The sequence below is a fragment of the Candidatus Erwinia haradaeae genome, from assembly GCF_900698935.1.
GTDB classification, from domain to species: Bacteria; Pseudomonadota; Gammaproteobacteria; order Enterobacterales; family Enterobacteriaceae; genus Erwinia_E; species Erwinia_E haradaeae_D.
Genome location: NZ_LR217715.1, coordinates 411,279 through 425,190, shown reverse-complemented (window position 1 = coordinate 425,190; position 13,912 = coordinate 411,279). Strand labels below are relative to the sequence as shown.

Here is a 13,912-nt window from a genome sequence, read left to right as displayed (position 1 = left end):
TCCTTTACCCTTTTACCCCTTCACAGCTCGTTTAATTATCAGGTCGCTACCAGTAGCACCAGGTACCGCTCCTTTCACCAGGAGAAGGTTGTGATCGGTATCGATTCGTATTATTCTCAAGTTCTGAATAGTCACGCGTTGATTACCCATCTGACCCGCCATTTTTTTACCTTTAAAAACCTTTCCAGGAGTCTGATTTTGACCTATAGAGCCTGGCACGCGATGAGATAAGGAATTTCCGTGTGTTGCATCTTGAGTTCGAAAATTCCAACGTTTTACTGTACCAGAAAAACCCTTGCCTTTAGATATCCCAGAGATATCCACTTTTTTTAAGTGTGATAATATATCAATGTTAATGCTCTGCCCTGCCTTAAACGATGCAACCTCTGGCAGTCTAAATTCCCATAAACCTCGTCCAGATGAAGTACCAGATTTCATAAAATGACCAGCTTGGGGCTTAGTCATACGCTGCAATTTTTTTACACCAGTAGTGACCTGTATCGCAGTATAGCCATCTGTTTCACGTCTTTTCACTTGAATAACGCGGTTTTCTTCCAGCTTAATTACAGTTACTGGAATAGATACACCCTCTTCTGTGAAGATTCGAGTCATACCCAATTTTTTACCGACTAAACCAATCATTTTAACTCCGCACCTAATGAATAAGCAGATTAACCCAGACTGATCTGCACATCTACACCAGCAGCTAGATCTAGGCGCATCAATGCATCAACTGTTTTTTCAGTTGGTTCGACAATATCGACTAAACGCTTATGCGTACGAATCTCATACTGATCCCGCGCGTCTTTATTAACGTGAGGAGAAATTAGGACAGTAAAACGTTCTTTACGAGTTGGTAACGGAATAGGACCATGTACCTGTGCTCCAGTTCGCTTAGCGGTCTCTACAATTTCTAGCGTAGATCTATCTATCAAACGATGATCAAAGGCTTTTAGACGGATACGGATTCTTTGGTTCTGCATAATACCAGAACTCCAATTATTTATAAACAAAATTACTATATCCAATCTTAAATGATTGGCATGCGCATAAAATCATATCTTCTACAACTATGGGAAAAAATTTATACTTTATAAAATGCTTCATAGGTTCATGCATCAAAGCAATTATCTATTATACATTTTCTTTCGCTATATTTTCAGCCATCTCTATATAATTTTGCATTTTATATTATATCCTAAGGTAAAGCAACTGTAATCTTTCTTATCTAAATTCGATATGTATGGATTATAGAAAACAAAAGACTCAAAGAGCGCTAACGCGCTCTTTGAGTCTTTTTTTAAAGATATGGCATCCACAATCATATTCAAGTTACCCGATCACTTTAGAAACAACACCTGCCCCCACAGTACGACCGCCTTCACGAATTGCAAAACGCAAACCTTCATCCATAGCAATAGGGTGGATGAGAGTTACTACCATTTTAATGTTATCACCCGGCATGACCATTTCGATACCTTCTGGTAATTCAATAGCGCCTGTTACATCAGTTGTACGAAAATAAAATTGAGGTCGATAACCTTTGAAGAATGGCGTGTGGCGCCCACCTTCTTCTTTAGATAACACATATACTTCTGATTCAAATTTAGTATGTGGTTTAATGGTGCTAGGTTTAGCCAAGACTTGTCCTCTTTGGATATCTTCCCGCTTAATACCACGTAATAAAATTCCACAATTTTCACCAGCACGTCCTTCATCTAAAAGCTTGCGAAACATTTCCACTCCAGTGCAAATTGATTTTACGGTATCTTTGATCCCAACAATCTCCACTTCTTCGCCAACTTTAATAACACCACGTTCTACTCTACCAGTTACTACAGTGCCCCGACCAGATATGGAGAAGACATCTTCAATAGGTAGTAAAAAAGCCTGATCAATTGCACGTTCTGGTTGTGGAATATAGTTGTCTAAGTGATTCGCTAATTCGATAATTTTCGCTTCCCACAATGGATCACCTTCTAAAGCTTTTAGCGCAGAACCATAAACAATTGGTGTAAGATCGCCTGGGAAATCATATTGAGATAACAAATCTCTTACTTCCATCTCGACTAACTCTAGCAACTCTTCATCGTCAACCATGTCACATTTATTTAAAAACACAATAATATATGGAACACCAACTTGACGTCCCAATAAAATATGTTCACGAGTCTGAGGCATTGGACCATCAGTTGCTGCAACTACCAAAATCGCCCCATCCATTTGAGCAGCTCCAGTAATCATATTTTTAATATAGTCAGCGTGCCCTGGGCAGTCTACATGCGCATAATGTCGTGTTTGAGTATCATACTCTACGTGCGAGGTGTTAATAGTGATACCACGTGCTTTTTCTTCTGGTGCATTATCTATCTGATCAAATGCACGCGCAGTACCACCATATGTTTTAGCAAGGACAGTAGTAATCGCTGCCGTTAAAGTAGTTTTACCGTGATCAACATGACCAATAGTACCAACATTAATATGGGGTTTAGAACGTTCAAATTTTTCTTTAGCCACGATGATATTCCTTGCTTTCTTTACTCACACTGTAGTAGGTGAGTATTGGTAAATAATAGACACCCGGAAACTTATTTACTACGAGCTTCAATAACAGCTTGAGCCACATGACTCGGGGCCTCAGAGTACTTCAAAAACTCCATAGAGTACGAAGCGCGGCCTTGCGTTTGTGAGCGTAGATCAGTTGCATAACCAAACATTACGGATAAAGGTACTTGTGCACGAATAATCTTACCGGTAACAGTATCCTCCATGCCTTCAATGAGGCCACGACGACGATTAATGTCTCCAATTACATCGCCCATATACTCTTCTGGTGTTTCAATAGCCACTTGCATAATCGGTTCTAGCAAGACAGGTTTAGCTTGACTAAATGCAGATTTAAAGGCTAAAGAAGCCGCTAGTTTAAATGCTAACTCAGAAGAGTCGACGTCATGATATGAACCATAATGCAAGCGAACCTTGATATTCACAACAGGATACCCAGCTAAAGGTCCAGACTTTAGTTGTTCTTGAATACCTTTATCCACGGCAGGAATAAACTCTTTAGGAATTGCGCCTCCAACAATATCATTGATAAACTCATATCCTAAACCCCCTTCTTCTAAAGGACCCATATCAATAACAATATGAGCAAATTGTCCACGCCCACCTGACTGCTTGATATGTTTACTTTCAATATCAGTTACATTTTTACGAATAGTTTCACGATAAGCAACCTGTGGTTTGCCCACGTTTGCTTCGACATTAAATTCACGCTTCATTCGATCCACTAAAATTTCTAAATGAAGCTCTCCCATTCCAGCAATAATAGTTTGAGAAGACTCTTCATCAGTCCATACACGAAATGAAGGATCTTCTTTGGCTAATCTCCCTAGAGCAATACCCATTCTTTCCTGATCAACTTTAGTTTTTGGTTCGACAGCTACAGAAATGACTGGCTCCGGAAATTCCATACGCTCCAGAAGAATGACATGATTTATGTCACATAAAGTATCTCCTGTTGTCACATCTTTTAAACCAATCGCTGCAGCAATATCCCCCGCATACACTTCTTTGATTTCTTCACGCTTGTTAGCATGCATTTGTACAATACGACCTAAGCGCTCACGTTGTGACTTAACGGAATTTATTACCGTGTCACCAGACTTAACTACTCCAGAATACACACGAAAAAAGGTTAAATTGCCTACAAATGGATCGGTAGCAATTTTAAATGCCAACGCAGAAAACGGTTCACTATCATCCGAATAACGTATCGCTGATGTACCTGCGCTATCATTTAGAACACCTTGAATTGCAGGTACATTAGTGGGAGCTGGTAAGTATTCAATCACTGCATCCAGCATAGCTTGAACACCTTTATTTTTAAAAGCAGAACCACATGTAACCAGAATGATTTCATTGCTTAAAACTCGCTGACGAAGGGCATTTTTAATTTCTTCTTCAGTAAGTATTTGACCATTTAAATATTTATCCATCAATTCTTCAGAAGACTCAACTGCAGACTCAAGTAGTTTTTGGTGCCATTCGTCAGCAGTATTCCTCATATCATGAGGAATATGCTCATATCTAAAGGTGACACCTTGATCAGAATCATTCCAATTAATGGCTTTCATTTTTATTAAATCAATAACTCCAGTAAACTTTTCTTCTGAACCAATTGGCAACTGAATGGGTACTGGGTTAGCTGCAAGCCGTAATTTAATTTGATGTACCACTTTCAAGAAATTAGCTCCCATGCGGTCCATTTTATTAATAAACGCAATACGTGGAACTATATATTTATTAGCCTGACGCCATACAGTTTCAGATTGTGGTTGAACGCCGCCCACAGCGCAATAAATCATTACCGCACCATCTAGAACACGCATTGAACGTTCGACCTCAATAGTAAAGTCAACATGTCCAGGGGTATCAATAATATTAATACGATGAGGCTCGAACTGCTTAGCCATACCAGACCAAAAAGCAGTAGTGGCTGCAGAAGTTATAGTAATCCCACGCTCCTGCTCCTGCTCCATCCAGTCCATAGTAGCCGCACCATCATGAACTTCACCGATTTTATGATTTACGCCAGTGTAAAACAGTATACGTTCAGTAGTAGTGGTTTTACCTGCGTCGATATGCGCGCTGATACCGATGTTACGGTAGCGCGTTATAGGTGTGGTACGAGCCATGTTATTCCTCTAAATCTCAGATATTCTAAGTGCATCGATTACAGTAGATCAGACAATGAGCCTGTACTACTGGATTCATAACAGGTATATTGCTGTTACCAACGATAATGAGCGAATGCTTTGTTCGCCTCAGCCATACGGTGAACATCTTCACGTTTCTTCACTGCAGCACCTTTATTTTCTGCAGCATCAGCTAATTCATTAGCTAAACGTAATGACATAGATTTATCACTGCGTTTACGAGCAGCTTCGACAATCCAACGCATTGCTAATGCATTACGACGTATTGGACGGACTTCCACGGGTACCTGATATGTAGAACCCCCTACACGTCGAGATTTAACTTCTACAATGGGACGCACGTTATCTAAAGATCTTTCAAAAACCTCTAAGCCATTTTTACCAAAACGCTTAGTTAGTGCTTCTAACGCATGATAAACGATAGCTTCAGCGATAGATTTCTTTCCATCAACCATTAGAATATTAACAAACTTAGCTAGTAGCTCCGATCCAAATTTGGGATCTGGTAAAATTTTACGTTGACCTATAATTCGACGACGTGGCATAAAGTACTCCGTTATAAATTCAGGACGCCCAAAACTATATGGGAATCTCTCACTGGTATAAGATATTTTTTCACCTTGAGTGAAAGGTTTGGCCTTACTTAATCCTAACAGAGACTTATTAAGTCTTTGGTTTTTTCACACCATACTTAGATCGTGCTTGCTTGCAATCTTTTACACCGGAACAATCCAGAGCTCCCCGTATGGTATGATACCGCACACCCGGTAAGTCCTTTACTCGGCCGCCGCGAATTAAGATCACAGAGTGTTCTTGAAGGTTATGCCCCTCTCCTCCAATATAAGAGGTAACTTCAAATCCGTTAGTTAAACGAACACGACATACCTTACGTAGAGCTGAATTTGGTTTTTTAGGGGTGGTAGTATATACTCGAGTACATACTCCACGTTTTTGAGGACACCCCTCCAACGCGGGCACATTGCTTTTTACAATTTTACGTACGCGTGGTTTTCGAACCAGTTGGTTAACTGTTGCCATTACTACACTCCTAGGTTCTCATTCTTTTTACTTGCCAATCCTATTGACTTCTTAAAGAAAGTTGTTTTCTCTAATCTTTATCATCACACGCTTTTATTGCTATTGTAATGTTATTGTAAAGTTATACCCTAACAGAGTCAATCAATAAGCAAATCAATAGATCATTCACCATGATATTTGTTGAGGGTTTTGCACCATAAGATTTATCAATTCATTATAGGTTATAACTTGTACGTGTGGTGAAATATACATTAGAAGACCTCTAGCAATTAAATCCGCCTTCAAGACATATAACTGAATAATACTATCAAAAAATACTGAAAACATTGCTCCACTCTCTATGCCAATAATAACTCCATCACCCAATAACAACACAACATCACCTGCGGATATAAGACGTAAGATGGCTCGATAGTCGCACTGAAATGGTGAACTAGCTATCATATGCAACATAAATCACCTCAAAAAGTCATCACCCGATCATACTGATGTAAAATTACCCGTAATTCTTCTGCAGATAATATTTGAGCTTTCAATATATATTTCTGATCTATACACGTATGATCGCAGAGTATACCCCGCTCCAACAACGCTTCTGAGCAGACATACAAACATTTAACATCATATAAAGACAATATACCAAAGGTAGGACTATAATTACGTGCTAAAATCTCATCACTGTTCTGATATTTCAGTAATTGTAAAACACCATCACTGACAAAAAACAGACCTACATCCACATGATTGCTTAACGTAAGTGTTGCTAGAACCGCATCCAAACCCTCACGTCCAGCGCTAGATCCATGTGGACTCTTCGTAAACACAAAAGCTATAGAATGCATCAAAATTGCACGATTCGATCAGAGGTTAATGTTGCGGTAGCTAATTCGCTTAGCCCGGTAAGCTGAAAACCTATAGCCAAATTAGAGGAAGTGAAATGCATATTGCATGATTCTTTGTGGTCATATATTCCACGCCGTAAGGCTGCAGACACACACAGATTGAGTTTAACTCCATAATTGTGGTGTAAGCTCTGCCAGAGACGAGTTAAATTTACTTCATCGTTAGCAGGTGTATTGAATTTATTAGCATTAAGCACGCCCTCACGATAAAAGAAAACACTTTCTAAAACATGCTGTGTTGCTACTAAAGCATTTGCAAATAACCAAGCGTTACTAGCCTGCTGAGTGCCATAAGAAGGTCCGGTCACTATTATACAAAAACGCATTCTATATCCTTGGAACAAAAATCGCATATAAAAAATGTGCAGTATCTATTTATGTGCCATACACCTATAACTCTGAAATGCTGAGATCGATGATAAGACCATATATGGACGTATTAACATGCATCGATTAGAACATAAACAGCGCCTATTACCTCAATTTATATAATAGCAATCTATCCTTATAAATTTTACCAATGATTTTTTTTAAAATGACTGTATGATGAATCATTTCTTAAAACAATACTCTTTATGGTATCACTTTACCAAACTGGCATCACTGAATAAAACTCCCTGCAGTGAAAAATATTCAAGTAACTATCAATCACTGCATGCACATCATAAGGTGTAATCGATATGGTATCAAGAAGGAAGTTATACCCTAGATCTTACAGTTTCTGAATCTGCTATTCTTCTACCTTTAAATACCTGTAGCCAGTATTGAAGAACGTTATTATCAATTAACCTTTTATTTAACATCAAGTATCTAACATGTATCTAACATTAAGTTGTGAAAATAACCCCAACCACCCTAAAAACAGATTGTATATGTGTATTATGTAGATACTTAAACAAGAGATTACTATTACTACGCTAGTAGGAAATAACTTTTGTAAGTTATAGAGAATAGGCCTCTGTTTTCTTATGTAGTATTTAAACTATCATTAGGTTTGTTGTGATCAAAAAAATACCGAGCATCCATTACATCACGTTTAATCTGCTCTTTTAAAGCAAAGAGCGAAGAGAAACGTTTTTCATTACGTATTTTATGCAAAAAGATCACTTCAATATACTGACCGTAAAGATTAAGGCTCATATCTAATAGATGTACTTCTAATTGTTTACGTGCCCGCTGTAAATTTAAAGTAGGTTGTGTACCAATATTTGCCACGCCAAAGAATACTTGTCGTTCTTCTCCTTTCACACACACAATGTATACCCCTTCTATTGGTGTTAAGACACGAAATAATGGTATATTTGCGGTAGGAAAACCAATCGAGCGGCCCAGTGAATCACCATAAATAACTCGACCAGACATACTAAATGGACGCCCTAGCAATATAGCAGCTAAGGACAGATTATCCTTGGAAAGCGCTGCGCGTATAGAAGTGCTACTGATACGCTGGTTATGCTCTAATAATGTCTGTGTATTCAAGATATCAAAACCATAATCAATACTGGCTTTTTGTAATAGACGAAAGTTTCCGTCTCGACCTGCACCAAATTCAAAATCATCCCCAACAGCTAATAATTTTATTCTTAGTTTATTTACCAGGACTCCATTAATAAAATCTCGCGCACTGCATGAGGAAAAGCTCTGAGTAAAACGAACACATAATACAGTATCTACTCCCGCTTTTTGTAAATAACACAACTTTTCATGTAATCTAGTTAAGCGAGCAGGCGCATTTGTTAGATTCAAAACCTCGAGTGGATGCGGCTCAAAAAGCATTACCATGACAGGAATCTTACGTTTATTTCCTGCTCTGCGAAGTTTGGTTAGTAGTGCTTGGTGCCCGCGATGTACACCATCAAAATTACCTATAGTTAACGCATAACCACGATGCTCCGCTCTCAGATTATATATGCCACGTATCAACCTCATAGTCAACTCAAAATGTAACAGCAAGAAAAAACTACACCTTCATTTTAATGTAAAATATTCATATACAATCACTCGGTTTAATAAAACGTTATGACTAACTACGTGCTAATAAGCCACAGCAGGCTATTTAGAAGACTAACCTATATTTACTAGGATAGTCTTCTGCTTATTCTGATCATCTCGCGTAGTGCTAGATAGAACGTGAAAAGTCACTAATATACAGAAAACATAACTTATGAATTTCCAGATTTAATGTCTTCAAATTTCTATCAATAGTAACGTTCTTTTAAAAATCATTATGATTCCACTTACTAAACGTGTGTTAGAAACACGCACATACTTTATAATATAAATATTACAACCGATCTTTATTTTGAGACAAATACTTAGAAATACCTTCAGGTGATGCCTCTATACCATCCATACCTTTTCGCCACTGTGCTGGACAGACTTCGCCATTATTTTCATGAAATTGCAACGCATCAACCATTCGTAAAAGTTCATCAACATTACGACCTAATGGCAAATCATTGACAACTTGATGTCTGACGACACCTAGTGTATCTATTAAAAAAGACGCACGCAGTGCTACACCGGCTTCCGGATGTTCAATACCCCAAGATTTCTGTATTTCACGTTTAATATCTGCAACCATGACATATTGCACACTACCAATTCCACCTTGATCGATAGGTGTTTGACGCCATGCGTTATGTACAAATTCTGAATCTACCGATACACCAATGACTTCTACACCACGTTTCTTAAACTCTGCATATCGCTTATTAAAAGAAATGAGCTCAGAAGGACATACAAAAGTAAAATCCATGGGCCAAAAGAAAAGAACACTCATTTTATCGATAGTGTATTCTTTAAAATTAAATCGCTTAATAATTGTACCATTACCTAAAACAGCTGAGGCAGTAAAGTCAGGGGCTAAACGTGTTACCAAAACCATTATAAACTCCTCTTAAAATTACAAAAGTTGTATCTATACTATATATGTAAAGTCTATGTTTATTAAACATAAACAGCAACGCACCCAATAAACTCTAACTTACATCTATCGTCGACGCTCTACTCGCACTTTTCAATTCAAAGCCAAGAGACCCTCTTCTAATTTTTAAAAAGCTCAGATCTGCTATAATACATTTCCTGATCAGGAACCCATATTCGATTTTATTTGTAGTTTTATATTTAAAAATTTAAAACATCACACCAATGAACCACAGTCTATTAGAGATAATCTATCTTTATTTGAACTTTAGTATCGAATATAATCCATCATTACTATAATAAAATTATTAGCATGTGCATCATGTGATTGAATCTCTTATAACGGCTATCACAATACATTTTAATGAACAAACAAAATTTTAATTTTTTCACTTACGACAATAGAAACTTGACAATCTTGTATGAAGCTCATCACAATAAAGTGCATAGTTTTCATGCTATAAAATTAAATTGTTTTAACATGCTTATCTCAAGTAATATGTAATCTACAAATAACAACTATAATTTATAAATTATAACGAACACTAGATTTATATAAAAATGCATTCAAACATGTATGAATAATAGCAAAAATTCTATACTGTACATTATTAATGTTATGGTCATAATAAAGAAAAATATCGATCGATCTTTCCTTGATAATCCTAGATGCAAGATGTGAAAAGGAAGAACCATTACTACATATAGTAACAACTATAGCATAAAAATGAAATATGAGTGTAGCTCACGAAGTAATATCACGAACAAGTTGTACCTGTCGTATCATGCGAGGATCATCAAACACTACATATCACAGATGTGGTTAATAATATATGGACTTAAACTAAAACACTCAATACATTGGTATAATATGGGTGTCAAGGATGCCATAATCATCTTAAACATTCAGAGGAAACGTGTATGAAAGTAACTCGTATTGAACAAGATTCCATGGGATCGATTGAAGTACCAGTAGATCAACTTTGGGGTGCACAAACACAACGCTCATTAAAGTATTTTCGCATATCTACCGAAAAAATGCCAATAGATCTCTTGCACGCATTAGCACTAACTAAACGTGCAGCAGCAAAAGTAAATCAAGAGCTAGGAGCGTTAACATCTACTCATGCAGAAGCTATTATACGTGCCGCTGATGAAGTTCTTGCTAACAAGCATAACAATGAATTTCCGCTCTCAGTATGGCAAACTGGTTCTGGAACTCAGACTAATATGAATATGAACGAAGTACTAGCTAACCGCGCTAGTGAATTGATCGGTGGAGAACGTGGTATATTTCGTCTGATACACCCACATGATGATGTGAACTATAGCCAAAGTTCAAATGATGTTTTTCCAACCGCGATGCATATTGCAGCAGTCTTAGCAATATATAAGCGTCTCATTCCGGCGCTGGATATGCTACAAAAAACCCTAACAGACAAATCTATAGCGTTTCGAGAAATTATCAAGATCGGACGTACCCATCTGCAAGATGCTACACCACTAACACTCGGACAAGAGATGTCAGGTTGGGTCGCTATGCTAAAGCATAATCGGAAGCATATTCAAAATACTATGAGTCATTTGTTAGAATTAGCAATAGGAGGTACGGCTGTAGGTAATGGACTAAATACTCACCCTCAGTATGCGGAGAAAGTAGTAAAAGAGATTGTCTTCCTCACCGGAGAAAAATTTATGGCCGCACAAAATAAATTTGAAGCATTGGCCACTTGTGACGCTATAGTCCACACGCATGGCGCACTCAAAGGTTTGGCTGCTTCTTTGATGAAAATTGCTAATGATATCCGATGGCTTACCTCTGGACCACGTTGCGGTATTGGAGAACTCACGATCCCTGCAAATGAACCAGGTAGCTCTATCATGCCAGGGAAAGTAAACCCCACTCAATGTGAAGCAATGACAATGATTTGCTGTCAAGTGATAGGTAATGATGTGGCTATCAATATAGGAGGAGCGTCTGGTAACTTTGAATTAAATGTGTATCGACCGATGATCATCTATAATTTTTTACAATCCGTACGCCTATTATCTGACAGCATGCATAGCTTTAACATTCACTGCGCAGTAGGTATTGAGCCAAATCAACATCGCATTACTAAATTACTGAATGAATCATTGATGCTTGTAACAGCTCTTAATCCACATATTGGATATGATAAAGCAGCAGAGATCGCTAAAAAAGCACATACAGAAAGATTGACACTCAAAGACTCTGCAATAAAACTTGGCTATCTAACTTCCATGCAATTTGATACTTTAGTAAAACCTGAAAATATGATCGGTGTACTCAAATATGAATATGAAGATTAAATCACTATATTGATATAGTCAATGTGCATCAGTTATACTTTGACAAGACTTACCCTGCATATTGATGCATAGTATCATCTGATGCTTGTTAAAAGTATGATTTGCTCTATGAATCCTAATAATTTTTCCAACACTATTCTACTGTTACTGATTTAGCTAAGTTTCGAGGCTTATCTAGATCTGTTCCTTTCCTTATGGCTACATAATAACTCAATAACTGTAGTGGAAGGATGTAAACAATTGGAGCAATCACCTCTTCAAGATGAGGCAAGACAATAATACGCATTCTTTCGCTATTCAAAAAACCAGATTGAGCCTCAGTAAAAATATAGAGCAAACCGCCGCGTGCTCGTACCTCTTCAATGTTAGATTTTAACTTTGGCAAAAGTGTATTACATGGCGCTAAAATAATTACCGGCATGTGCGTGTCAATCAATGCCAACGGACCATGCTTTAATTCCCCTGCCGCATATGCTTCAGCATGAATATAAGAGATCTCTTTTAACTTGAGCGCACCTTCCATAGCAATAGGATAGTGATCACCACGTCCAATAAATATTACATGGTTCTTATCAGCAAATTCTTCAGATAATTCAGAAAGCAGCTTGTCTTGTAACAACACCTGATCAATATAATCTGGTAATTTCTGTAAAGATTCGACAATATATTTTTCCACTGATGAGTTTTTATCTTGCAGACCACAGAACTTTGCTACTAAAAGCAACAAAACAACCAACTGGGAAGTAAAAGATTTAGTGGAAGCAACACCAACTTCTATTCCCGCATTAGTCATCAATGCAAAATCTGATTCCCGAACCAAAGAAGAGGACGCGACGTTGCAAATAGATAGTGATCCTAAATAACCAAGTTTTTTTGATAAACGTAATGCTGCCAGTGTATCAGCTGTTTCTCCCGATTGAGATAAGGTGATAAATAAGCTATTTTCCCGCACTACAGATTGTCGATATCGAAACTCGGAAGCGATTTCAATATCACAGGATATTTTTGCTAAAGATTCCCACCAGTAACGCGAAACCATACCTGAGTGATAAGAGGTACCACATGCTACAATCTTAACATGCTGTACTTTTTCAAAAAGAGCGTGAGCATGACAATCTAACTCATTAAAAAAAACAACACCATTTGTACAACGACTAGTAAGAATATTCTTAATCGCTTTAGGTTGTTCATAAATCTCTTTCTGCATATAATGAGTATAAGTACCCTTGTTACAGGATTCATATTCCAAATGCGATTCTATTTCACGACGCTGCACACAATTACTATATTGATCCACTATTATAATATCATTACAGCTAATTTGCGCAATATCCCCTTCTTCTAAATAAGTAAAAAAACGCGTTATGGGAAATAATGCCATAGGATCTGAAACAATAAAATTTTCACCTATGCTACGGCCAATGACTAAAGGGCTACCAGAGCGAGCCGCAATTAACCTACCAGGCGAATAGCTATCTAGTATCACCATTCCATAAGTACCACGCAAATGGGGAACGGCGCGCTGTACTGCTTCAAGTAAGGAACCACCATTTTTTTGCTCCCAATGCACAAGATGCGCTATTACTTCTGTATCAGTCTCTGACAAAAAAACATAACCTTTACCCTGAAGGTATTTGCGCAATAATTCATGATTTTCAATAATCCCATTATGTACTACAGAAATATTAGTAGATACCTGCGGATGTGCATTCATTTCTTCTGGTTGACCATGAGTGGCCCAACGTGTATGTGCGATACCAGTCTCACCCGAGAGCACCATTTGCGCTGCTGCATCAACAAGATTGCTTACTTTCCCAACACGACGCAGAAGACTGGTTTGCCCTTGAGTATTTACGACAAGCAGACCGGCAGAATCATACCCGCGATATTCGAGACAACGCAGCCCTGCAAGCAGTACGTCTGCAATATCTCTTTGAGCAACAGCACCAATAATTCCACACATAATAATTTAATTCCTAATATGATAGGCAATCAATT

13 protein-coding genes are annotated in these 13,912 nt (G+C 37.8%); 1 reads left to right on the top strand and 12 read right to left on the bottom strand.

From position 1 onward, the window contains the following. Positions 1–12: 12 nt before the first annotated feature. The 11 genes from rplC to ERCIKOCA2762_RS01230 all read right to left on the bottom strand — a co-directional run bounded on the left by rplC (position 13) and on the right by ERCIKOCA2762_RS01230 (position 9,545). Positions 13–642: a 50S ribosomal protein L3 gene (gene rplC / locus ERCIKOCA2762_RS01280; RefSeq protein ID WP_157988416.1), complete on the bottom strand. Its 630-nt coding sequence runs from the start codon at positions 640–642 to the stop codon at positions 13–15. Between the two features lie 29 nt (positions 643–671). Continuing rightward, positions 672–983 (bottom strand): 30S ribosomal protein S10, encoded by a 312-nt coding sequence (gene rpsJ, locus ERCIKOCA2762_RS01275; RefSeq protein WP_072666160.1) that lies wholly within the window; start codon positions 981–983, stop codon positions 672–674. Positions 984–1,332: 349 nt separating this feature from the next. Then, the gene (gene tuf / locus ERCIKOCA2762_RS01270) at positions 1,333–2,517 is read right to left on the bottom strand and encodes an elongation factor Tu (RefSeq protein ID WP_157988415.1); all 1,185 of its coding nucleotides are present in this window, start codon (positions 2,515–2,517) and stop codon (positions 1,333–1,335) included. Between the two features lie 71 nt (positions 2,518–2,588). Then, positions 2,589–4,697 (bottom strand): elongation factor G, encoded by a 2,109-nt coding sequence (gene fusA, locus ERCIKOCA2762_RS01265; protein WP_157988414.1) that lies wholly within the window; start codon positions 4,695–4,697, stop codon positions 2,589–2,591. Positions 4,698–4,792: 95 nt separating this feature from the next. Beyond that, positions 4,793–5,263 (bottom strand): 30S ribosomal protein S7, encoded by a 471-nt coding sequence (rpsG, locus tag ERCIKOCA2762_RS01260; protein WP_157988413.1) that lies wholly within the window; start codon positions 5,261–5,263, stop codon positions 4,793–4,795. 118 nt (positions 5,264–5,381) lie between these two features. After that, on the bottom strand, positions 5,382–5,756 hold the full coding sequence (rpsL, locus tag ERCIKOCA2762_RS01255; RefSeq protein WP_157988412.1) for a 30S ribosomal protein S12: 375 nt from the start codon (positions 5,754–5,756) through the stop codon (positions 5,382–5,384). Between the two features lie 165 nt (positions 5,757–5,921). Continuing rightward, positions 5,922–6,209 carry a sulfurtransferase complex subunit TusB gene (gene tusB / locus ERCIKOCA2762_RS01250; RefSeq protein WP_157988411.1) on the bottom strand — a complete coding sequence of 96 codons (288 nt, stop codon included), beginning with the start codon at positions 6,207–6,209 and terminating at the stop codon, positions 5,922–5,924. A gap of 8 nt (positions 6,210–6,217) precedes the next feature. After that, entirely contained in the window at positions 6,218–6,604 is a 387-nt protein-coding gene (tusC, locus tag ERCIKOCA2762_RS01245; protein ID WP_415017157.1) for a sulfurtransferase complex subunit TusC, read from the bottom strand. Continuing rightward, entirely contained in the window at positions 6,598–6,984 is a 387-nt protein-coding gene (gene tusD / locus ERCIKOCA2762_RS01240; RefSeq protein WP_157988409.1) for a sulfurtransferase complex subunit TusD, read from the bottom strand. Before tusD ends, tusC begins: the two co-directional genes overlap by 7 nt. A gap of 640 nt (positions 6,985–7,624) precedes the next feature. Then, positions 7,625–8,587 carry a bifunctional riboflavin kinase/FAD synthetase gene (gene ribF / locus ERCIKOCA2762_RS01235; RefSeq protein WP_157988771.1) on the bottom strand — a complete coding sequence of 321 codons (963 nt, stop codon included), beginning with the start codon at positions 8,585–8,587 and terminating at the stop codon, positions 7,625–7,627. A gap of 355 nt (positions 8,588–8,942) precedes the next feature. Next, positions 8,943–9,545 carry a peroxiredoxin C gene (locus ERCIKOCA2762_RS01230; RefSeq protein WP_157988408.1) on the bottom strand — a complete coding sequence of 201 codons (603 nt, stop codon included), beginning with the start codon at positions 9,543–9,545 and terminating at the stop codon, positions 8,943–8,945. A 959-nt stretch (positions 9,546–10,504) separates the two neighbouring features. Here ERCIKOCA2762_RS01230 and fumC point away from each other — a divergent pair. Continuing rightward, a complete protein-coding gene (gene fumC / locus ERCIKOCA2762_RS01225; protein WP_157988407.1) occupies positions 10,505–11,914 on the top strand; it encodes a class II fumarate hydratase in 1,410 nt (469 codons plus the stop codon). A gap of 133 nt (positions 11,915–12,047) precedes the next feature. Here fumC and glmS read toward each other — a convergent pair whose 3' ends face one another. Beyond that, entirely contained in the window at positions 12,048–13,877 is a 1,830-nt protein-coding gene (gene glmS / locus ERCIKOCA2762_RS01220; RefSeq protein ID WP_157988406.1) for a glutamine--fructose-6-phosphate transaminase (isomerizing), read from the bottom strand. Positions 13,878–13,912 lie beyond the last annotated feature (35 nt).